This is a genomic window from Rhizobacter koreensis, from assembly GCF_013366375.1.
GTDB lineage: Bacteria > Pseudomonadota > Gammaproteobacteria > Burkholderiales > Burkholderiaceae_C > Schlegelella_A > Schlegelella_A koreensis.
In genome coordinates this window covers 235,639-257,504 of sequence record NZ_JABWMJ010000009.1, presented here as the reverse complement: position 1 = coordinate 257,504, position 21,866 = coordinate 235,639, and the positions used below count along the sequence as shown (strand labels likewise).

General features: G+C 69.0%; 18 protein-coding genes. 10 read left to right on the top strand and 8 right to left on the bottom strand.

The features are described 5' to 3' along the window. Window positions 1–304 precede the first annotated feature (304 nt). Complete coding sequence (locus tag HQN59_RS19140) at window positions 305–1,159, bottom strand: DUF1554 domain-containing protein (protein ID WP_246295019.1); 855 nt, start codon at window positions 1,157–1,159, stop codon at window positions 305–307. A 60-nt stretch (window positions 1,160–1,219) separates the two neighbouring features. On the opposite strand from HQN59_RS19140, the gene HQN59_RS26690 reads away from it, so the two are divergent. Beyond that, a complete protein-coding gene (locus HQN59_RS26690) occupies window positions 1,220–3,256 on the top strand; it encodes an exopolysaccharide biosynthesis polyprenyl glycosylphosphotransferase (RefSeq protein ID WP_176070715.1) in 2,037 nt (678 codons plus the stop codon). A gap of 201 nt (window positions 3,257–3,457) precedes the next feature. Next, complete coding sequence (locus HQN59_RS19130; RefSeq protein ID WP_217704217.1) at window positions 3,458–4,417, top strand: dioxygenase family protein; 960 nt, start codon at window positions 3,458–3,460, stop codon at window positions 4,415–4,417. A gap of 76 nt (window positions 4,418–4,493) precedes the next feature. On the opposite strand, the gene HQN59_RS19125 is transcribed toward HQN59_RS19130, so the two are convergent. Further along, complete coding sequence (locus tag HQN59_RS19125; protein WP_176070714.1) at window positions 4,494–5,177, bottom strand: hypothetical protein; 684 nt, start codon at window positions 5,175–5,177, stop codon at window positions 4,494–4,496. Between the two features lie 37 nt (window positions 5,178–5,214). Then, window positions 5,215–5,979 (bottom strand): response regulator, encoded by a 765-nt coding sequence (locus HQN59_RS19120; protein WP_176070713.1) that lies wholly within the window; start codon window positions 5,977–5,979, stop codon window positions 5,215–5,217. Between HQN59_RS19120 and HQN59_RS26875 the strand changes: the two genes are divergently transcribed. The 3 genes from HQN59_RS26875 to HQN59_RS19105 all read left to right on the top strand — a co-directional run bounded on the left by HQN59_RS26875 (window position 5,878) and on the right by HQN59_RS19105 (window position 11,084). Beyond that, window positions 5,878–8,802: an ATP-binding protein gene (locus HQN59_RS26875; protein WP_217704216.1), complete on the top strand. Its 2,925-nt coding sequence runs from the start codon at window positions 5,878–5,880 to the stop codon at window positions 8,800–8,802. The two genes, HQN59_RS19120 and HQN59_RS26875, sit on opposite strands and share 102 nt — an antisense overlap. A gap of 283 nt (window positions 8,803–9,085) precedes the next feature. Further along, entirely contained in the window at window positions 9,086–9,997 is a 912-nt protein-coding gene (locus tag HQN59_RS19110) for a GHMP family kinase ATP-binding protein (RefSeq protein ID WP_176070712.1), read from the top strand. Continuing rightward, the gene (locus tag HQN59_RS19105; protein ID WP_176070711.1) at window positions 9,987–11,084 is read left to right on the top strand and encodes a pyridoxal phosphate-dependent aminotransferase; all 1,098 of its coding nucleotides are present in this window, start codon (window positions 9,987–9,989) and stop codon (window positions 11,082–11,084) included. Before HQN59_RS19110 ends, HQN59_RS19105 begins: the two co-directional genes overlap by 11 nt. 350 nt (window positions 11,085–11,434) lie before the next feature. On the opposite strand, the gene HQN59_RS19100 is transcribed toward HQN59_RS19105, so the two are convergent. The 5 genes from HQN59_RS19100 to HQN59_RS19080 form a co-directional block, all read right to left on the bottom strand. Continuing rightward, window positions 11,435–13,522 (bottom strand): S8 family serine peptidase, encoded by a 2,088-nt coding sequence (locus HQN59_RS19100; RefSeq protein ID WP_176070710.1) that lies wholly within the window; start codon window positions 13,520–13,522, stop codon window positions 11,435–11,437. Window positions 13,523–14,192: 670 nt separating this feature from the next. Next, a complete protein-coding gene (locus tag HQN59_RS19095; RefSeq protein WP_176070709.1) occupies window positions 14,193–14,387 on the bottom strand; it encodes a cupredoxin domain-containing protein in 195 nt (64 codons plus the stop codon). Window positions 14,388–14,498: 111 nt separating this feature from the next. Further along, window positions 14,499–15,479, bottom strand: coding sequence for a DUF4394 domain-containing protein (locus HQN59_RS19090; protein ID WP_342451252.1), 981 nt, complete (start codon window positions 15,477–15,479; stop codon window positions 14,499–14,501). Window positions 15,480–15,762: 283 nt separating this feature from the next. After that, the gene (locus tag HQN59_RS19085; RefSeq protein WP_176070708.1) at window positions 15,763–15,984 is read right to left on the bottom strand and encodes a hypothetical protein; all 222 of its coding nucleotides are present in this window, start codon (window positions 15,982–15,984) and stop codon (window positions 15,763–15,765) included. A 46-nt stretch (window positions 15,985–16,030) separates the two neighbouring features. Continuing rightward, the gene (locus HQN59_RS19080) at window positions 16,031–16,939 is read right to left on the bottom strand and encodes an alpha/beta fold hydrolase (RefSeq protein WP_246295018.1); all 909 of its coding nucleotides are present in this window, start codon (window positions 16,937–16,939) and stop codon (window positions 16,031–16,033) included. Between the two features lie 550 nt (window positions 16,940–17,489). On the opposite strand from HQN59_RS19080, the gene HQN59_RS19075 reads away from it, so the two are divergent. From HQN59_RS19075 to HQN59_RS19055, 5 genes are all read left to right on the top strand, one after another. Further along, complete coding sequence (locus HQN59_RS19075) at window positions 17,490–18,314, top strand: sulfurtransferase (RefSeq protein ID WP_176070706.1); 825 nt, start codon at window positions 17,490–17,492, stop codon at window positions 18,312–18,314. A 33-nt stretch (window positions 18,315–18,347) separates the two neighbouring features. Beyond that, a complete protein-coding gene (locus HQN59_RS19070) occupies window positions 18,348–19,265 on the top strand; it encodes a TauD/TfdA dioxygenase family protein (RefSeq protein ID WP_176070705.1) in 918 nt (305 codons plus the stop codon). After that, window positions 19,262–20,254 carry an ABC transporter substrate-binding protein gene (locus tag HQN59_RS19065; RefSeq protein WP_176070704.1) on the top strand — a complete coding sequence of 331 codons (993 nt, stop codon included), beginning with the start codon at window positions 19,262–19,264 and terminating at the stop codon, window positions 20,252–20,254. Before HQN59_RS19070 ends, HQN59_RS19065 begins: the two co-directional genes overlap by 4 nt. 137 nt (window positions 20,255–20,391) lie before the next feature. Beyond that, on the top strand, window positions 20,392–21,090 hold the full coding sequence (locus tag HQN59_RS19060) for an ABC transporter permease (RefSeq protein ID WP_246295017.1): 699 nt from the start codon (window positions 20,392–20,394) through the stop codon (window positions 21,088–21,090). Continuing rightward, entirely contained in the window at window positions 21,080–21,844 is a 765-nt protein-coding gene (locus HQN59_RS19055) for an ABC transporter ATP-binding protein (RefSeq protein ID WP_217704215.1), read from the top strand. The genes HQN59_RS19060 and HQN59_RS19055 overlap by 11 nt, the downstream gene beginning before the upstream one ends. The last annotated feature ends 22 nt before the right edge of the window (window positions 21,845–21,866 follow it).

The window sequence follows — 21,866 nt, the reverse complement described above, 5'->3', positions numbered from 1 at the left end:
ACTCGTTCGGGACGCCACGCGGCGCCGTGGTGGTGGGTGCACTCGCGGTGAGTGACACGTGCGTCGGCCTGGGCCGACGCAACTGCCGAGCAGATTGGGGCGCTACTCGCCGAGCGCGCGAAGTCGTGCCCGGAACTGGCGCCGCCGCGGCGAGCGACGACGCCGGACCGGTGCTGAGTCTCGGCACTCCCTGATCGCGCGACCGGTCGCGAACGGAGATGTGTGCGGCGCCATGATGGAGCCCGCCGAAGCGGGCGGCCGCGAGCGCGTGGTCGCGGAGCCGCTCAGCAGCAGGCGACTGCAGTCATGGCGCGAAGCAGTAGATACGGCCAGCCCCGCCACGCGGGGCGGTATTGGAGCAGTTGAGCGCCGTGTGCGCCGAGTTCCACGAGGATAGCGGCGGTGTCGCGTTCTGGTTCGGCCCGAGCCCGTCCGAGTGCCCGACCTGCGCTGTGACGTCGGTCGCCGCGGAGGTCCAGTCGGAACACGTCGCGCCGGGCTGCAGCGTGCCGTCGGCCTTCGAGCCGGTCAGGATGTCGTGTTCGACGGGCGTCGGCGATCCGGTCCACTGGCCGTTGATGCGCTGGCCCCGTTCGTCGAGGAAAACGGCCGCGTCGCCGCTGCGCGAATGCAGCTCGGCCAGATCCCGCGCCACGAGCTCGTGGTTGACGTTGTGCCAGGGGCCTGGCCCGATCCGGTCGCGCGCGTTGACGGGTTGTGCAGTCGGACCGCGCTCGACGCTCAGGTAGGCGCGCCACGTGCGCCCGCCCTCACCGACGGCCCCGGCGAGGCGCTGGCAGGTGGCGTCGGCACCGGCAAGTCCGCCGAGATTTCCGGTCGGGCTCGTCGCGCTCGAGACGAAGAAGGTGACGTCCGGGTCGTCATCGTCGTCGCCGCCGCCGCAGCTGCTTGCGAGAACGGCCGCCGCAATCAGGAAAGGCCAGGGCCGCATACGCTCTCCCTCGGGTTTGATCCATCGATGATTCGCCGGGACGAGTGTTGCCCCCAGCCAAAGCAAAGCTCGTATCGGCGCGGCAACTTGTGCAACAGCCGCACGCGCGCTGCTCGCGTGCCGGGCGTCGAAGTGGTCTGACGGTGAAATGGGCGCCGCAAGTGCAAGCCGTAGAAGCGGCGAGGGGCGCGATGTGAGCGGTGTCATGGAGGCCGTGTAAGGCGCCGCACGGGCTTTGGCCGTGAGGTCGACCAACCTTCGAAGCCGATGCCGCGCGGGCCGCTGCGATCAACTCGGGTTGGCGGGTGCGATGCGCGTGCGCTCGTCGTAGGGCCACGGTGCCGCGATCTCGACCAGTTCATCAGGTTCGAGCGTCTCGCCCGCGGATCGCTCCAGGAGCGCGATCAGCCCGTCTCGGCCCGTGAAGGCGCGCGCGATGAGCACGCCACCTGCGAGCATCGAGACAAGCCGACCGAGCGTCGAGCGCGGTTGCCGCGCCAGCAGGTACAGGCCGAGGCCGAACGTGAACCAGTGCTCGCCCGGAATGCCGGGACGCTGTTGGTCGAACACGCGAAGCTGCTCGAGCACGGAAGAAGTGGTGTCGGTCATGGCGGCTCCAGAAGGCGCTGGCGACCCGCCGGCAAAGCGGGTGCCCGTGAGCGATCGACTGCCGCGGGCAGCTCGGCTGCTCTGATGGCGGGCTTCGTTAAGCGCGGCTGGCCGCGGGTAAAGAAGTCTGAAGGACGTGCGGCAGCGCGTCACGCGCCACCACAATCGCGCCGCCCTGAACGCCACGCCTCGACGGCGGCCGACGAGGGTTGCGGCGGCAGAGCCGGCGCATCGATGCCGTCGAGCGGCGGTCCCTCCGCTCGGCAAGCGCGTGCCTCGCGCGCGTTCACTGGCGCGTCGTCGCGCTCACCTGGCGTCGCGTGTCAGCCGAACGTGGTGAAGGCGCTTCGTCACCCGTCCCGGAATGCCAACATGGTCCGCCCGATCGATCGCCACCGATGCACGCCCTCGCTTCGCCACGCCGGCGTCGACGGTGGGATGACCGCGACCGGCAGCCTGCTGATCGCCACGCTGCCGGCGCATGCGGTGGCACTGCCCGCGGCGCTGTCGCTCGCGCTCGCCTTCGCCGGTTGCGTGCTGCTCGGCACCGTGGCGTGCGGGGTCTACAACGTGACGTTGCGAGGGTCGGCGACGCTGGCCTGGGCGCAGGTCGGCCTGGCCCTCGCGCTCGCCTTTCTGCTCGCCGACACCGTCCTTGCCCTCCATCCCGCGGCTCGGGGTCGTCGCAGCGATCGCGGCTGGCTGTTCATAAGCCTGATCGCCGTGGTGATCGGGCATCGCGTCTGGGCCACGCACGGTCGTCGGGCGGCCGCGCGCCGGCGTCACCGCCTCATCATCTTCGGCTCGGGGAGTTCGGCACGGGGACTCGGCGAATCACTTCGGGCGGCAGACCGGGGCGTGGAGGTCGTGGGCTACCTGGCCGGGCCCAACGAGCCGACCCATGCCGTCGACGCCGAGCAGTTGCTCGGAGGGGCTCGCAGCCTGCGCGAGGTCGTCGCCGCCCACCGCGCGGACGAGGTCGTCGTCGCCATCACCGAGCGTCGCGGCGGCAGCATGCCGCTGCGCGAGCTGCTCGAGTGCAAGGCCGGCGGCGTGCGCGTCTCGGACTTGTCGACCTGCTACGAGACCATGCTCGGGCAGATCGCCGTCGAGCAGGCGCATCCCGGATGGCTCGCGTTCGGAGACGGCTTCGAGCAGGGTGCGTGGCGCAGCGCCGTAAAGCGCGTGTTCGACATCGGCGGCGCGCTGCTTCTGCTCGCGATGGCGTTGCCGCTGATGGCGCTGACGGCCCTGGCGATCGCCCTCGAGAGCCGCGGCCCGGTGCTCTACCGCCAGGAGCGCGTCGGTCGAGGCGGCAAGCCGTTCCGCGTGCTGAAGTTTCGCAGCATGCGCGCCGACGCCGAGCAGGACGGTGTGCCGAAGTGGGCCGCCGCGCAGGACGTCCGCGTCACCCGCGTCGGCCACTTCATCCGGCGCTTTCGGATCGACGAGATCCCGCAGTTCCTCAACGTGCTGACGGGCGACATGAGCCTGGTCGGGCCGCGTCCCGAGCGCCCGTACTTCGTCGAGCAGCTGACGCGACGGTGGCCGAGTGCCGTGGCGGGGCGAGAGGGGCGGTTCTTGGATGCGGTTTGTCCGCGGAGAGCGGAGGTTGTGTGCGTGCATGTACCGGTTGAGACTGATTGCAGCCCGTCGGATCTGAAGGTCGGAACGCCCGCTGTCGACAAGAGCTGACAGCCGATATTTGAGCGAGATGTGCGAGGGCTGTGCCTTCATAGCGGCCCTTCAAGAGCAGCCGAGCCCAAGCTCGAGCCTGTGAGCTGCGAAGCGGCTCGTGTCACCGCGGAAACAATCGGGAAATCGCCACGACATGGCTGCACACGAGGATGCAGCCATGTCTAACTCTGCTCCGCCGACGCAAGCGGCGCCCGACACATGAACCATGGTCCACTTGCACGCGGCGCGCGCACGAGCAGCGCTGCACCGGTCGATGACCACGATGCCGGCCTCGTCCACCTCGCGTTGCTTAGCTGTATGGCGCTCGACCGCCGTCGCACGCTCGGCTGGCTGATCGGTGCGGCCTTGCCGTTTGCAGGCTGTGGCGGCGGCGGAAGCAGCTCCGATTCGGGCGAGGGCACATCCGGCGTGTCTACCGGGGCCACCACGCCAGCCACGACGGTAACGGCGAATAGCGACACTACCTCCGGTACGACAGTCGCAAGCACGCCGGCGACGACATCGGTTTCGGCGTGCGCAACCATCCCTGAGGAAACGGCCGGACCGTACCCGGCGGACGGCTCCAACACCGCCAACGGGACTCTAGCCAACGCGCTTGCGCTCTCGGGCATCGTGCGCAGCGACATCCGCTCGAGCATCGCCGGTGCCAGCGCCGTCGCAGATGGTGTGACTCTGACCGTGAAGCTGCGCCTCGTCGACACCAACATGAATTGCGCAGACCTCGCCGGGTTCGTGGTCTACCTCTGGCACTGCGACCGGCTCGGCCGCTACTCGATGTACTCGAGCGGCGTCACCGCCCAGAACTACCTGCGCGGGGTTCAGGTCGCCAATGCCCAGGGGGAAGTCAGCTTCACGACGATCTTCCCCGGGTGCTATGACGGTCGGATGCCGCATATCCATTTCGAGGTCTATCGCAGTCTGTCGACGGCATCGACCGCCAGCTTCAGGCTGAAGACCTCGCAGATCGCGTTGCCGCCGTCGGTGTGCCAGGCCGTCTATGCCACGACCGGCTACGCCGCGAGCGTGCAGAACCTCGCGCGGGTCAGCTTCGCGACCGACAACGTGTTCAGCGACGGAACCAGCCTGCAACTTGCGAGCGTCACCGGGAGCGTATCCGACGGCTACCAGGCGACGTTGACCGTGGGCGTGGCGGCCTGAGCGAACTACGGGCGCACGGAGCACCGGGACCGCGCTCCGTGCGTGCGCCGCTTCCAGCCCAGCGTAACCGGTTCGCCTAGCGCCAGAACATCCAGCGGGAACGCGGCTGTACTCGCCCTTCGCTCAAGGCGGCCTCGACAAGTCGCTGATCGGCGTCGCTCGGCCGGTCGAACTCCTGGTGCCTGAAGCCGATGTAGGAGCCCGCCACCGCAAGCGGAATCTCGAAGTGGTAGTCCATGTCCGCCGGGGTACCGCGGAACGTGGCGTGCAGGTCCGACCAGTCGGCATGGATGGCGTGGAACGCGGGCGGAAGCGTACCCGCCGTCACCAGGTGATCTCTGGACCGCCGCCCGTCGTGCTCGATGCGCCAGCGCCGCGCGCCGCGCATCCAGAGCTCGGACTCGCTCGTCATCCAGCGCTCGTCGAACGAGCACGTGAGCACCTGGCCGCGCTCCGAGAGGCGGGCAAGCTCGCGCGTCGACACGATCCGGTGCGTCCTCGCGCGGGCGACCAGCGCGACCCAGCCGGTGTCGAACTGGCGCGCAAAGAGAACCGGGTGGGCCTCTGAAGGTTCCGGCCCAAGTGGATCGAGGCGCAGTCGCTTGAGCACTTCCGGGAGCGCAAGGCTGCGGGTGGCCAGCCAGCAAAGGGATCGATCCACGAGGACGGGCAGCGGACATGCGTGCCGGGGAAAGAAGAGGTCTGCATTCAACCTTGCAGGCGTGTCCGCCAGATATCCGCTTTGTTGCAGTGCTGACATCACGCCAGCATCGTGCGGGGCCGCTCTTCCGATCGGGTCATGCGCTGGGGGTCACCCCGGGAACGAACATGTAGCCCTCGCTTCGTACCGTCCGGATCAGGTCGATGCGCTCCTGTCCGAACACCAGCTTGCGGCGGAGACGGCTGACCTGAACGTCGATCGCGCGATCGTACGAGTCGCTGTCGCCGCCACGGGCGTATTCGAGCAACTGGTCGCGCGTGAGGACGCGCCGCGGATGTTGGATGAACGCGCGCAGGAGACGGAACTCGCCGTCCGAGAGGCTGACCACCGCGTCCGAGGGATCGTGCAGCTCGCGTGCCATGAAGTCCAGGCGCCAGCCGGCGAACGTGACAGACGACGCGTTGCCGGATGGCGTGGGCTTCGCCTCGGCGACGGGAGCGGCGCTCGAACCTGCCGAACGCCGCAAGACGGTGCGGATGCGGGCAAGCAGCTCGCGTGGGTTGCACGGTTTGGCCAGGTAATCCTCGGCGCCGATCTCCAGCCCGACGATGCGGTCGATGTCGCTGCCCACGGCCGACAGCATGATCACCGGCGGCCCGTTGCTGCGCTGCAGCGAACGCAGGGCGGTCAGCCCGTCCTCGCCCGGCATCATGACGTCCAGCACGATCAGCGCGTAGCTCTGGCTGGCGAGACGCTCGCGCATTTCGACGGGATCCGCTGCCGAATCGACTCGGAAGCCGTGCTTTTCGAGAAACGACGAGACGAGGTTGCGGATGCCCACATCATCGTCCACGATCAGGATGCGGGTGCTCGGGCCGGGAGCCGTGGAGATGGCGTTCATGGCTCGAAAAATAGCAGCCCTTCGCATCACCAGCTTTGCAGCGCTGACATGCCGGTGCAACACAGGCGTGGCAAGATTTCCCGCATGAATGCGACCCGTGCCGCACGCTGGTCGGGGCCGCCCCTGGCGCTGCAGATCACGGGGCTGCTGCTGGTCGGGCTGGTCGTCGCACAGTTGGTCACGCTGGCGCTCACGCTGCTGCTTCCGCCGGAACCCCCGCCGCAGTACGACCTGAACGACGTCGCCCGCACGCTGAACGGCGATGCGGTGGAAACATCGAGCCATCGACCCCTGCAGCGTTCGACGCAACCTGCACCGCCTGAGCCGAGTCGTCCGGGGTGGCTGACGTCCGCGCGCTCGCGCCAGGATCTCGCCGCGATGCTGGCCCGCGACGAGGCCGACGTGCGGCTCTACTTCTATACGCCGCTGCCGTTCGCCGGAAGCGCGACGGCCTTGCCTCGGGACGTCGGCGGCCCCTTGTCCGAGAACTTCGACGGGAGCCGCGTCGAGGATGCGGAGGATCCTTCGGCAGGTGCGCGACTGGTTCTCGCGAACTATCTGGTTGCCCAGGCGGGTCCGGGCGGCGGTCGCGGCGGTGGCTCGGGCGGCGGCGGCGGCGGTGGCGGGAGCCCAGGAGGCGGTGGCATGAGTCCGCGGAACGGCAGTAGCATGGGCGGCGGCATGTTCGGCCCCACGAACGGCAGTACGGGCAACCGGGGCGGCCTCGGTAGCGCGAGTGGCATGCGGGGTGCGGGCATCGCCGGCGATGCGGGCACGGGCGAAGCCAGCCGCGGTGAGGGCGGCCGGATCGGTGGCATCGGCCCCACGCCCCGCGGCATCGGCTCGAACCGCGGCGTCGGCGCTGGCGATTTCGGCCGAAGCGGGACGGGAGGCGACGACGCGCCCGCGGGCAGCATGGGCCCCGGGCTGAGAGGCGGCGCCGTGCCCGGCGGCGGCTTCGGGGGAGGGGCCTTCGGCAGCGGGAGCCTGCCTCGTGGCGGTGGTTCTCTGACGCCATCGGTGCGACGCCTGGACGTTTCTCCTCGGGCCGGCGACGTGCCGGGCTCGCCCCTGCGCCCGCAACCTCGCGTTCAGCTGTCGGGGGCTGAGGAGCCGCACAACGCCCCCGATTTGGCAGACGCCGCGCGCCCGGGCCGCGACGCCGAAGCGCGCTCTTTGCCTGGGGAGCCCGGACGCGCAAGCCAGCACTCGATGGAGCCGGCATTCGGAGGCACGTCCGCATCGCCCGCGGACGCGCGCACGCGCGAAGACATTTCTCGGCCGGAGGGCCGCCCGGCCAGCGCCCGCACGCCGTCTTCATTCGCCGATTGGTCGGCAATCGACGCCTCTCAAGACGCCGCGCCGCGGTCACGCGCCGAGTCGGCGAAGCCACGCGCCGGTGGTTCTGACAGTTCGGGTCCCGAGAAAGGCACGGTCGCCGCAGATGCGCGTTCGTCCCCGGGTCTTCGACGTGGCAGTGCGGACCCGTGGGCAGCAATTCGAAACCCACGTGCCGACGACGACACGCGGACGTCCCAAGCTGGAATGACGCCGCGCGCAGGGAGCGGGGCGGGCGATCCGAGCACCGCAAACGACGTGCGGCGCATCGACCCAGTCCCGCGAGCAGTGACTCCCGGCACAGCCGCGGCAGCGACGGCGGCAGTCGCGACTTCGGCAGCGCGAACGTCGGATCTCTCGGACGAGCCTTCGGTGTCGCCATCTGGCGCCGGCGACCCGCCGTCGCGCATCGCGGCACCCGCGCCCGTGCGACCGGCACTCCCTCCGCCACCGCCGACTCCCTCCGTCACGGCCGGCGGCGACTCGGGCGTGGCAACCTCGCGCGGCCTCTTCGGGCTGGCACCCGCTCCGTTCGTGCAGGGCGATTTCGTCGCCGGTGTTCGGCTGGCCAGCGGCGACTGGGCGGTCGTTCAACCGACACCAGAGCCCTTTCCGAATGCATGGCAGCGTCGCGTGCTGCTGTGGTTCGCGATCGCGGCCGCGCTCGTCGCTCCCTTCGGATGGCTGTTCTCGCGGCGGCTCGTGCGACCGCTGTCGGAGTTCGCGACGGCCGCCGAGCGGCTCGGCCGCGATCCGCACGCGGTCGTGCTCGAGCTCGAAGGCCCTGCCGAGGTGGGCCGTGCCGCGCATGCCTTCAATCGCATGCAGAGCCGGCTGCGCAGCTTCGTCGACGATCGCACCGCGATGATCGGCGCGATCAGTCACGATCTGCGCACGCCGCTGACCCGCATGCGGTTCCGCATCGAAGACCTCGACGACGCAGCCCGGGAAGGCATGCTCCAGGAGGTCGACGAGATGGAGCACATGATCAACGCGGTGCTTGCTTTTATCCGCGATGCTTCGGAGCCGGGCTCGCGCGAAAAGCTGGACCTGCGCACGATCGTCGAGGACGTGGTCGAGGATGCACTGTTCGTCGGCCAGGCCGTCGAGCTTCAGCACGCCGAACCCGCACCAGTGGAGGTCGATGCCATCGGCATGCGGCGACTCCTCGGCAACCTGGTCGAGAACGCCGTCAAGTACGGCGAACGCGCCGAGGTGCGCCTGTTCACGGACCAGCAGGATGCCGTCGCCGAAGTGCGCGACAGCGGTCCTGGTCTGTCCGATGCCGAGCTCGAGCGCGTGTTCGATCCCTTCTACCGCTCGCCGAGCGCACGCGCATCGGACAAGAGCGGCACCGGGCTCGGGCTGGCGGTCTGCCGCTCGATCGCCCGCGCGCACGGCGGCGACGTGCAACTGACGCGTGGCGATCGCGGCCTCGTCGCGCAGGTCCGAGTTCCCCTCGCGTTCGAAGCCGTCGGCGTCTGAGGCCGATGCTGTCGGGCTCGGCCGTGCGCGCCGAGCCTTCGATCGGCGACTGCGTTCGTCTGCTGGGATCCTCGTCGTCGGCGTGCCTCCGCGTGACTCGAGCCCTGTTGCATCGAGCACTCACCCTCGTGCACAGGCGGTGCACGCGACCGTCGACAGTCTGCAACCAATGCGTCGGCGCCGACACGAGCCGGCAATCGGTGCGTGCCAATCGACTCGCAAAGTCCTCCTCGAACCTTTGTGGTCGGCGTTTCGTCGATCCTTCAACCTCGAGGACTCTTGCATGCTCGATCTCATCTCGTCACCCGAAACCCGCGCAAGGAGCGTCGTCCGCTCCAAGGCTCCTGCCACCTGCGGTGAGTTCGTGCAGGGCTGCATCGATGGCCAGCACTTCCTGGTGAACTGCCCTGTCGATCTCTACGCGGAAGCCGGCGTACGTCCCTGCGGCGCCGACGGCGTGCGCATCAGTCACGCTGGCGACTTCGGCAAGATCATCGAGGCCGCCGATGTGATGCGCCGCACCTTTCACCTCGAGCTTCATCACGAGATTGCAATCAGGAGCGACATCCCACGCGGCAAGGGCATGGCCTCGAGCACGGCCGACCTGACCGCCGCCCTGCAGGCGTTGTGCATCAGCTGCGACATGCAGCTGTCCGACCGGCAGTTCGCGCGCGTCTTGACGGCGGTCGAGCCATCCGACTGCGTCCACTTCCCAGGCATTGCGCACGTCGACCACCTGGGCGGTCGTCTCTTCGAATCCCTGCCGGCGCCGGCAGGGATGCGCGTGCTCGTCGTCGACTGCGGCGGCGAGGTCGACACGGTGAGCTTCGATCGTGCGCGTGCGGCGTCGATCTACCGGCGCGAGGAACCCGCGATCCGCGCCGCGCTTCACCTCATGAAGCTCGGTCTTCGCCGCGGCGACAAGCACGCGGTGGCGACCGCGGCCACGCTGAGTGCGCAGATCAGCCAGCAGATACTGCCCAAGCCGCAGTTCAACGATCTGCTCGCATGTGCGCGGCACTGCGGCGCGCTCGGCGTGAACTGCGCACACAGCGGCACCGTCTTAGGCGTGCTCTACGACGAGGATGAAGCGCTTGGCGAAATGCTGGCAGACGCCGTGGAAGACACGTTCGGCGCCGGCGTGACGATCCAGGGCGACTACCGGATCATCGGTGGAGGTCGCCATGCGTGCTGATCGACTGGAGCCGCTGTTCTCGCGGCACTCGCACAACCCGTCGTTCTTCGAGGTTGCCGCCGCCACGCGCTTCAACGGTCAACTGCTGGACTTCTGCGTTCCGGTGAACCCGTACTTCCCGCCGGCCGACCTGAGCCGGCGCATCCACGAGAGCCTGCCCGAGCTGCTCAAGTACTACCCTGACTATGCCGACGTTCACCAGGCAGCGATCGCCTCCATGATCGGCGTGCCCACGGAAAATGTCGTGGTCGCGAACGGCTCGACCGAACTGATCACGAGCCTCTGCCGCGACATCGACGGGCCGATCCTGACCCCGATCCCGACGTTCGGACGCTGGATCGACGTGCCCCAGGAGCTCGGTATTCCGATCTCGTTCCTGCCGCGGCGCGCCAAGGAGGCCTTTCACATCGGCATCGACGAACTGCAAGTCGCCATCCCGAAGACTGGTGCTTCGACGGTGGTCCTGTGCAATCCGGACAACCCAACGGGCGCGGCGTTGTCGTTGGAGACAATCCGGGAACTGATGGAGCGCCTGACGCCGCTCTCACTGTTCGTGATCGACGAATCGTTCATCGACTTCTCCGGTATCGAGAGCGCCGCGAGCCTGGCGATCGAGTCGTCGAACACGATCGTCATCAAGAGCCTGGGCAAGTCGCTCGGCTGGCACGGCATCCGAGCCGGCTATGCGGTGGCAAATACAAGACTAGCCGCGCAGCTGCGCCGCAAGCTGCCGTACTGGAACGTCAACGGCATTGCATCGTTCGTGCTGAAGAGCCTCCCCGACTACCGCGCCGAGTACACGGCCAGCTTCGCCCGGGTGGCCGCCGACCGCGAATCGATGCTCGCGCGCCTGTCTGCCATCGCCGGCGTGGAGGTCTACCCGTCGCACGCCAATTTCCTCTACGCGCGGTTGCGCCAAGTAGGGTCCGGCCCCGCGCTACGCACCCGGCTTCTCGAGGAACACGGCGTGTTGATCCGCGAATGCGGCAACAAGCTGGGAGCGAACAGCGATCACCTGCGGCTCGCGGTGCTCCCGCCGCCGGCGGTTGAACGCTTGGCTTACGCGCTGGAGGAGTGCATCGACTGATCGCCAAGGGCACCGCGGCCTCAGCTCGAGATTGGGGTCAAGCCGACCCGGTGCGAGTCACCCGGATCGCGCTCAGCCGGCGCGCGGCGCCGGCTTCGTTCCACCACGCTTCAGGCATAACGTCGCTCGAGAGTCGAACCTTGAGCTCACGCGTTCTCGCCAGCGCCGTGCTCAGCGCAAGACGGTTCGGTTCGGCCGTGCCGCGACTGGCGCCGGCTGCGCCGGCTCGGCGGGTTCGGCGGAACCAGCCGGTCGAGCCTGAAGGGCTGAAGAGCGCATTGCGGGATAGCTCATCGCACAAGCACCATGACTACGCCTGAGCAGCGCAAGAACCACTTGCTGTCAGGACCTCACCTAGCATCCGCGCGCCGCCGCCGCAGCGCCGCGAGCGCCGCAATGCCGAGCCCGAGCAGCCCGAGCGAGCCGGCGCCGAGGCTGCCGCCGCCACCACCACCGCCGCCGTCGTCGGCGCCGTCATCGCCGCCCGGGACGTCGCCGCCCGAACCTTCGCCGACGGTCACCGTAAGGATGTCGGAGGACGACTGGCCCTGATCGTCGGTGGTGGTCAGGCGCACGCTGAAGGTGCCGGGGCCGGTCGGGGTGAGCGAGACCGTCGGGCCGTCGGTCGCGCCGACGAAGCCGCTCACGATGCCGCCGCTGCTGTCGATCTCCCAGCGGTAGCTGACGATCGAGCGCCCGCTCGGCACCACCGAGCCGGCCGCGCTCAGCGTGACCGGCTGGCCGGCAACCGGGCTCTGCGTGGCGAGGCTGACGCGTGCCTGCACGCTCGCCACGCCGCCGACCGCCGCCACCGCCGCGCGCGTGTCGAGCATGCCGGCGCCGCAGGTCGAGGTGGTGCAGTAGCACTGCAGCTGGTCGCTGTTGCCCGGCGCACGGCAGGCGGTCGGCGCCGGCTCGCCCGGGCTGTTCTCCGCGCCGGTGGTCGGGAACGGCCGCGCGGTGCTCTGCAGCGCCGTGCGCACCTGCGCCGGGGTGATGGTGGGGCTCACCGACTTCATGAGGCCGACCGTGCCGGCCACGAGCGGCGCCGAGAAGCTGGTGCCGACCGAATAGCCGAAGGCATCGCTGAACGCCGACCCGGCCGCGCCGGCCACCGGCTGGATCGTCCCCGAGTTGCTCGTCGTCATGATCGGGTACAGGCAAGGCGCCGCGCTTGCCGTGTTGACGCAGTTGCCGCCCGGGGCGGAGATCGCGATCTCGGGCCCGAGGTCCGAAAAGCCCACCTTGGTGCCGACGTGGCGCAGCCCGCCGACGGCGATGATGTTCGGGCAGTTGGCCGGGTCGCTCACGGCTCGGCCGGCGCTGTTGCCGGCGGCCGCCACGACCACCGTGCCGACCGCGTTGATCTCGGCCATCGCCTGCGAGTAGACGGTGCCGCACGAGCCGGCGCCGCCGAGGCTGAGATTGATCACGTGGGCGCGGTTCGGGTTGGCCGGCACGCCCGGCACGTTGAGGCCGGCGGCCCAGCGCATCGCGGCGACGATGTCGGAGTCGAAGCCGCCGCACTTGCCGAGCACGCGCACCGGCAGCACGCGCACGTTGCGGCCGACGCTGGCGATGCCGACGCCGTTGTCGGTGAGCGCGCCGATCAGGCCGGCGGTCTGCGTGCCATGCCACGAGCTCGGCCCGACGTCGGTGCTGCTGCAGCCGGGGATGCTGTTGGCCTCGGCCTGCGTCACGCCGTCGCCGGGGTCGCTGGCGTCGGCGTCGCGCCCGGGCTGGCCGTCGGCCGCGGTGCGGTCGTCGGCGACCATGTCGTAGCCCGGCAGCAGGTTGCCGCCGTTGGCCACGGTTCGAAAGTCGCTGTGGTCGAAGCGGATGCCGGTGTCGAGCACCGCGACGACGATGTTCGGGTTGCCGGTGGTGAGGTCCCACGCCCCCTCGGCGTTGATCGCCGACGGCGCGGTGTTGGCGGCGGTGCCCGCCGGCCCCGGGGGCTTCAGGTACCACTGGCCGACCAGCGGCCCGCCCGTGGTGCTGCTCGCGTAGGCCCGCGAGGCGTAGAGCGGGTCGTTCGGCACCGAGACGCGGCGCTTCATGCGGTCGGGCACCGCGTACTCGACGTCGGCGTCGGCCGCCAGGCGCGTGGCCAGCTGCTCGGACGTGAGCCCCTCGGCGTGCACGACGGTCGTCTGATCGCTGATGTCGAGCCCTGCGCGCAGCGCGACGCCGACCTTGGTCGAGAGTGCGGCAACTCGATTGGCGCGCACCGCCTCGGGAGAGGCGTTGGTGCCGACCGCCTGGGCGACCTTCTTCAGCAGTGCCGAGTCGGCACGGTACTTGACGATGACGCGCGCGCTGACCGCCGCCGACGAGGCGGCGCCGACGTCCTGCGCGAGCGGGGTGTGCCGCGCCAGCGGCGCCAGCAGCGTGCTGCCCAGGACGATCGACGTCAGCAGCGTACGGGGAAAACGCATGGGAACTCCAAGGGCGCAGCAGGACTGAACGAGCCTCTGCAGCATTCGCGATCAAGCGGAGAACGCAACCCGCGTACAGCGCCGGTCCGTACTTCAAGGCCGCACCAGCACTATCAATCCATAGGCCGGTAGCGGGCTTGATTCCATCGATTGAGCATGTCGGCCGGATGTCTAATTTGTTTCACGGCAGACACGATGCCTTTGGCGCCATTCTCATGTCCAGGGCACGGGCGCGCTCGCACGAAGAGTAGGCGCTGGCCGGAGCGCTTGGACCGTGCATAGACACCAGCCAGCTGCAGGTCCAGAGCGATGCAACCGTTGAACGCCTGCTTGCAGGAACGCCGCCAACAGCCCGTTGAGCAACGCGCAATCCGGGTGCGTGAGTTCACCCGCGCAGGAGCAGACCCTGGAGGAGGGCTCATCACGTGGAGCGCTTCGCCTCCTCTGAACGTCAGCAAGAAGCTCCGATATCCGCAGTCGGAGGCCTAGTTGTCCGCTCGGCCAGACGACCGCTCTGATGCTCGTACCTGTCACCGAAGCATCGAAGGCGACGGACTGCAGTCAGACTGACTGCAGCCGGTCACCTCTTGCAGCGGAACGGCCGCTGTGGTCTAAAGCGGCCAGCCGGTACCCAATCTGACATACGGCGGCGGTAGTCCCGCAAGCCGACTTAGACATGGTGCTGCACGGTGCCCCGATTCGGAAACTGCACCGTGGCGCCCATCGTGACGACGCTCACCGCGGGGTCGAAGCTGCGCGAGACCTGCGCGATCTCTTCCAACGCCAGCCGCTTGACCGCGGCGCGCGCTGCGTCCGGTTCGAGGAACACCACCGCACCGGCCAGCGGCGCGCCGCTGCTGTCCATCACGCGCACTTCCAGCGGTCCCGCGGCAGCGCCAACAGCAGCGCGCGCATCATGGTGCTTGCCCGCCGCACGACGTGCCTGTGCCCTGGAGCACAGTGCCGAGCATCGCGCTCAGGGCTCGATCGCCAGGCCCCACAGCGCGCGGCCGTCGCCTACCATGCCCAGCGCCGCGGCGCGGCCGCTGACCAGATCCACCAAGTACAGCCGCGTGCGCCCGCTGCTGCGCAGCGCAGCCAGCGCGGTGTTGTCAGTGTCGGCGATGTCGAAGGCGGCGGCGTCCAGCGCGCCGGTGCCGAGCAGCCCCACCACCGCCAGCTTGCCGGTGTTGGGGGAAACGACGGGCTGCGCGCCTTCGATCGAGCCCTGCGTCACCAGCGTGCCGGCGACCAGATCGATCGCGTAGTTGGTGGTCAGCTTCTCGTCCTTCTTGTTGTAGGTGTAGGCGGCAGCGGCGATGCGTGGCGCAGGCTGGCCCGGCGCGGCCCAGCTCAGCGGCGGGTCGGTGGCGGCCAGGGCACCCGTATCGGGATGCAGGCGCAGGTTCTGGCCGCTGTCGCTGACCACGCGCACGCGGTCAGCGGCAGGGTTGAAGTCGAAGCCGAAGCGTTCACCCTGCAGCACCACCGGCGGCGCGTTCCCCACGGCCGTCAGCCGGCCCGTCTTGGTGTCAAGCGTGTACAGGCGGCCGCCTGCCGACAGCGCATACAGCACGCCGCGCGCGACGCGGTAATCGATGCCCACCAGCCGGTCGCCGCGGTCCAGGCCCTGCAGCGCCGTGCGCTGCAGCAGCTTGTGCGGCTGCCCGGCGTTGAAGCGCACCAGCTCGGCCGCATCGGTGACGGCCCACACCGTCTCCTTGCGCGGCGTGCCGGCGGGTTCGGGCTCGGGCATGCCGGCGCAGGCGGTCAGAGTAACGGCGGCAGCGACCAACAGGCTGCGCGGCAGGAATCGGTTGGGGTGTGCCAAAAGGGGCTCCAGGTCAGGTTTGGTCTGAGCTACCGCAGGCGGTGGCCGGGCATCCTTTCGTCTATCGGCCGAGAAGGCTCCGAATTGAGTTGCGGCCCGGCCGCGGTGCGCAATGCGGCCGTTCACAGCCACAAGGCCGCGCGCCAGGAGAAGACGGTCAGCACCAGGCTCAGCAGCAAGGCAGCGTTGCCCCGTGTGACCGCGACGTGCTGGCCGATGCAGTGTCAACGCCGATCCAGAACCGACCCACGTTGGCGGAGATCGGCGAAGTCAGTCTGACCCACCCGGACGCTTCGTTCTCTGCTGCTCGCACGCCGATGTCGGGGCCGAAGCGGAGCAGCCCGGCGGCTGCTCACGCCCTGCCGCTGAGGACGCGAGCAGTTCGGCGGCGTGTGCGAGCGGCTGGCCGCTACCGCTTCTTTCTTCCTCGGCTCTTGGCAGGCGAGCCGAACGCAGCGCTCCAGAAGTCCAGCACCTGCTTGCCGGCCTCGGCGGCCCCCGTCTTCGAAGCCCGCGAGACCTCGCGCTTGACGGCCGCCGACGCCTGGCCGCGGGCGGCGCCCGCCACCTTGTTGGCGCCGCTCAGCCACATGCTCATGAACGGGTTCTTCTTGGTCCAGGGATTCCTCATCGTGCTCTCCTCCAAGGTTGCGGAGCGATCGAGACTCGCGGGCGTATCAAACCGCCAGCCCGATGGCCTGCAGTTCCGCGGGCGCCTCGTTCGTAGCCGGGATCGAGTCTGACGAGGCGCTCATGGGCATGCCGTCGGGCTGAAGGGTATTCACCGCCGCCACCACCGCCTCTGGCGCGACGTAATGCACCATGTGACCGGCGCCCGGGAGCACCACCAAGCTGCTGTTCTGCAGCTCTTCGTGCAGATGCACCGAATGCGCTTCCACGTCGACGACGACGTCGTCGGTGCCGGCGATGATCGCGACGGGGACGCGCAGTTCTCCATGACGCTCGCTGCTGGCCTTGGCTTGGCCGATCATGAACGCGGCATCTTCGGCATTGGCGCGAATCTGCACCGGGCGCACCAGCATCTCGCGCGACAGCACATCCCAGAATGCCGCCGGCACATCGTTCGGCATGAACATGGTTTCGACGAGCCGCTCGAGCAACAGGCGAGCAGACAGTGCCGTGACCGTATAGCGCATCACGTCGCCGAGCACCGGGAGGGCTGCTGGAGCCGTGAGCAGGGCGTCCACGCGGAGGCTGGGGTAGTAGTAGCCGCCGATCAGCACCAGGCCACGCACCCCGGCCGGATCATCGAGACCGATCGCCATGGCCACCATGCTGCCCATCGAATGGCCCAGCACCACCGGCCGCTCGACGCCCATTTGCGCCAGTGCGGCCTTGAACAATGCGCCTTGCGCGCGGGGCGTCCAGAGGCGGTCACGCGGACGGCTGCTGTGGCCGAAACCCGGGCGGTCGAATGCGATGACGCGGTGATGGCGTGCCAGGCGGTCGATGAGGCCGCTGGCCTCGAAGTCGCGGTGTGAAACGGTGTTGCCGTGAAGCAGGACCACCGGCGACCCGGCCCCGCGTTCGACGCAGTGGAGGCGGACCCCGTCCACTTCGAGCATTCGGCCCTCGGGTGGGTGCCGTGCCAGAGCTCGGCGAGCGCGCCGTTCGACCCAGGCTGCGACGGCGGCGCTGGCCAGGACAGCGCCACCGACGAGAAGGGACGCACGAGACGCTGCGGGTGTTCTAGGAAGTCGGTTCATTTTTTCGGGACATTCACATGGGGATCGGTCGACGCCAAGCGCGACTTTGCTGCAGTGCAGCATAGGCCCCTTTCAACGCTGCCCAGGTAGGACGACGCCCTGAGGCGGAGCCGACGGCACCCCTACTCGCCGCGGTCGCCTCGGTGCGGCTACCAAGACCGAGCGACCTTCCGGTCCAGGTCAGAGCGTGGACGCCGCTCGACTCTGTTTCATGAGAGCGACGCTCTTGGCGCCGTGCGCCGAAAAGGTGCTGAGGCCGAGCCGACGGGGCTGCCGGCTTCAAGCCGCGGGTCTTGGCGCTCTCTCTGCCGGCTCGCGCACTGAAATGCGAATGACGAAAGCCGGATTCCTTCGTTGGCGCGCGAACGAGCGGTTCCTACGATGCGTGCTCCTCCACTTGCCACGAACCATGACCCACTACGCCCTTGCCGACGAAGGCTGGCTGGCGCGCCACCATGACGCGAACGACCTCATCCTGATCGACGCACGTCCGGCCGCCGACTACTGGGCCGGTCATCTCGAGCAGGCTCGTCACCTCGATCCGACGCTGCTGGTTCTGCAGCGTACCGACGCGGCATCGATCGAGCGCTTCCAGAACCTGCTCGCTTGGCTGCTGTCGACGCTGGGAATCGAGCGGAGCAGCCGCGTCCTGGTGTATGGCCGATCCAACGAGGTGAACGTCTCCCGCGTTGCGTGGGCCCTCGGCTACGCAGGCGTCGAGCACGTCGTCCTGCTCGATGGTGGCCTCTCGATGCTGGGTGAACCGTCGCTGGTGCGCGACGCCCCGGCGGTCGGTGCCCGGCGCTTCGCGCTTGAGCCTGTGACACGGTTTCTCGCGTCTGCACACGACGTGCTCTCGGTCGCGACCGGAGAACGGACGCGCAGCGTGATCGTCGATGCGAGGCAAGCCGAGGAGTTCGTGGGGCGCCAGTCGAACGCGCGTCGCAGAGGCCGCATTCCCGGTGCCGTGCACTGGGATGCGAGCCGCGAAGTCGACGCGCGGGGCCTTTTCCGGCAAGCCCCCGCGCTCGCCGACGACGTTGCACGAATCGCCGGCTCCGACGACCGCGTCGTGGCGTATTGCGGTGGCGGTGGCCGTGCCGCGCGCACCTTCGTCGCGCTGCAGCTCGCCGGCCACTCGCGCGTCGCGGTCTACCCGGCGTCGTGGAACGAGTGGGGCAACGACGACGCATTCCCGGTCGAGACGGTCGCGCCCGAGGTCGTCGCTGCGTGATCCTGCAGTCCATCCATCAGAACCAAGGTAGTCATGAACGCCCTCCTCATCGAAGAAGAACGGCTCGCCCAGGCCCAGCCGAAGATCCTCAAGCTCGCCGATGACTCGGCCGAGCGGCGAACGCTACGCGGCATCGATCTCGAGCCTTACGCACCCGCGGTCGGGGCCACGGTCCGGGGCCTGCGCCTACAGGACGGCGAGGCCCTGGACCCGGCGTTGCATCGCTTCATCTACGAGGGTCTGCTGCGCTACGGCTTCCTGGCGTTCGAGCCAGGCACCGTCACGGCGGATGCGTTCGGTCACCTCGTGGGCCTTTTCGGCGAGGCTCGCCTGCTGACCACGCCGTACACCCCTGCTGCGGGCGGCAGCGGAGGCAAGGTCAACACGATCGACTCCCGGCACAAGAAGACCCGGATGAACTTCATCTGGCACATCGACCAGGCGTTCCGGCACGACCCGCCGCGCTACACCGCGCTTTTCGGGAAGAAGGTGCCGCCTTTCGGCGGAGACACCCTGTTCGCCAACGCGACTGCCGCCTACGACCTGCTCGACCCGTTGCTCGCCCGCTACCTGGAGACGCTGACCGCCGTGCACGACATCGAGACCCAGGGTTTCCTGACCCTCGCCTATCAGGACCCGCACGAACTCGAGCTGCAGCGTGCCAAGCAGCCGCCGATCGAGGTGCCGCTGATCCGCGTGCACCCGGAGACCGGACGCAAGCAGATCTTCGTCAACGAGCTCTACACGCAGCGGATCATCGGCCTGTCGCGCACCGCCAGCGAGAGCCTTATCGCCCTGCTGCTCGACCTGGTCGCGTCACCCGACGTGCAGGCTCGCTTCCGATGGGAGGAAGGCGCCGCGCTGATCTGGGACAACCGCACCGTCCAGCACCGTGGCGTCGGCGACTACGGCAATGGCCATCGGCTGCTGCACCGGGCGGTGGTGCAATGAGCGCGCGTCGCGGCTTTCTACGCGTACTCGCCGGCGCGAGCACGCTGGGCGTCGGCCTGCAGTCGCGCAGCGCGATCGCGCAAGCGGCGCACGCCTTGGCTCAGCCGGTGCGCATCACCTTGCCGTCACCGGGCAGCGCCGGCTCGGCCTGGCAGCCCATGGTCGATCGCCTGAGGCTCAACACCGACCCGTCGCTGGTCCTGAACTGGGTCGTCGCCGATCCGGGCAAGATGCAGACGCAGCTCAGCGCGGGCGCGCTCGATATCGGGGTGTTCGGACCCGCCGGTCTTGCGACCCTGGCCAGCCGAGGCAGCGACATCACGTTGTTCGGTCCCGCGTTGAACAACCATGGCTGCTGGCTGGTGCCGGCGGGAAGCCCGCACCGCACGCCCAAGGACCTCGTCGGCAAGACGATCGCCGCCACCGCCGAAACGAGCGAGATCTACCAACAGGCGCGCATCGCCGCCTCGCTGAGTGGCATCGATCTGAAGAAGGACGTGAAGGTCATCTTCGGGGCGCCGACCGCCAACCTCGCGCTGTTCGAGCGTGGCGACGTCGACGCCCTGATCACGCTGGAGCCCACCGCCAGTCGGCTGGTCGCGCGCGGCGCACGTCAGATCGCCCGCGTCGCCGACGTGTGGAAGCAGGCCACCGGCCTGGCCGAGGACCCGATCCTGGTCGGCCTCGCGGCCAATCGCGCGTGGCTCGACAGCCACCGCGAGACCGCGCAGAAGGTGGTCGCGCTGTTCAAGCGGGTCAACGGCGCGATCCGGCAGCAACCGCAGCTGCTCACGACGGTATCCGCCGAGATGGGACTCAAGGCTGACGAGGCCGCGGCCAACGCACTGCTGCCGACCCGCATGGCTTCGATCTACGCGACGGACTGGGACGCGCGCGTGTTCGCGACCATCGACAGGCAGGTCGAAGTCGCGGCGAAGCTCGGCATCATCGACAAGCTGCCGACCGGCAAGCTGTACCGGCAGGTATGACGCCGCCGGTTCTCGACGCGCTCGAGGCGCCGCTGCCGACGGCGCACGTCGACCTGGTCGCGCGCGCCCCTGCCGTCGTCAGGGCAGTCTGGCCGCAGGTGCTCTTCTTCGGCCTGCTGGTGCTCGCCTGGGAAGCGATGGCCCGCGCGCTGCGTTCGCCGCTGGTGCCCGACACGCTGGCCGTGTTCCGGGCCTTGGCGGGGATCACCGAGAACGCATTCGCGTTCTCGGAAATCGGCGTCACCTTCGGCCGCATGGTGCTCGGCTTCCTGCTCGCGCTGCTGGTCGCGCTGCCGGTCGGAATCGGATCGGCGCTGTCACGCACCGCCGCGCGCTTCATCGAGCCTGGGCTGGTTCTCGGGCTGACCGTGCCCGGCCTCGTGTGGGCGTTGCTGTGCGTGATCTGGTTCGGCGTGAGTCTGTGGACGCCGGTGATCTCGGTCGCGCTCGGCGTCTTGCCCTCGCTGGTCATCGCGGTGCAGCAAGGCGTTCGCTCGCTCGACGTCGAGACGCTGGAGATGGCGCGCGTGTTCCGGCTCAAACGCAGCGCCGTTCTGCGCCGAATCTGGCTCCCGCTGCTTTACTCGTTCCTGGTGTCGGGTTGCCGCGTGGGGTTCTCCATTGCGTGGAAGGTGATCGTCCTGGTCGAGATCTTCGGCATGTCCAATGGCGTGGGTTATCAGCTCAACTCGCAGTTCGGTACCCAGAACGTGGAGGGCGTGATCGCCTGGACGTTGGCGTTCTGGGTGGCGATGCTGGGCGTCGAGCATGGCGTCTTCCATCCGCTCGAGAAGCACGCGAACCGCTGGAAGAGGGGCCACGCCGATGAGCACTGACGTCGTCCTGCACGACCTCGGGAAGGTCTATGCGGCGCACGCGGGTGCACGGGCCAGAACGATCTTCGACGGCCTTGGCATGACGATCCGCGCTGGCGAACTCGTCGCGCTGGTCGGACCTTCGGGCTGCGGAAAGTCGACGCTGCTCAACCTGGTTGCCGGACTCGATCAGCCGACGCGCGGCCGGGTGGAGTTCGCGCGCTGCCGCTCGGATATCGACCTCGGCATCGTGTTCCAGCAGCCACGCCTGGTGGACTGGCTGACGGTGCAGGAGAACGTCTCGCTCGTTTTCGAGCGCGACCGGCCGCCGCCGGGCGACGCACGCGCGGCCGCGGCGCGACTGCTCGCGCGCGTGCAGTTGCAGGACCATGCGAGCAGCTACCCGCAGCGCTTGTCGGGCGGTCAGAAGCAGCGCGTCGCGATCGCGCGTGCCTTCGCGATCCCTCCTGACGTGCTGCTGCTCGACGAGCCGTTCAGCGCCCTCGACGAGCTCACCGCGCGGCGCCTGCGTCTGCTGCTGCAGGAGCTCTGGCTCGACGATGAACGCCCGCGCCCGACCGGCATCCTCGTCACCCACAACATGCTCGAGGCCGCCTTTCTGGCAGACCGCATCGTCGTGATGGGCGGTCGGCCGGCGCACATCACCGCGATCATCGAGGTCGACGTGGCACGCCCACGGGACCCCGACGATCCGGCGCTCTTTGCCGTTCATCGTCGGGTGATGCAGGCGCTCGCAGGCTGGGCATCACCCTAGCGGGACCGAAGGACACGCGGCG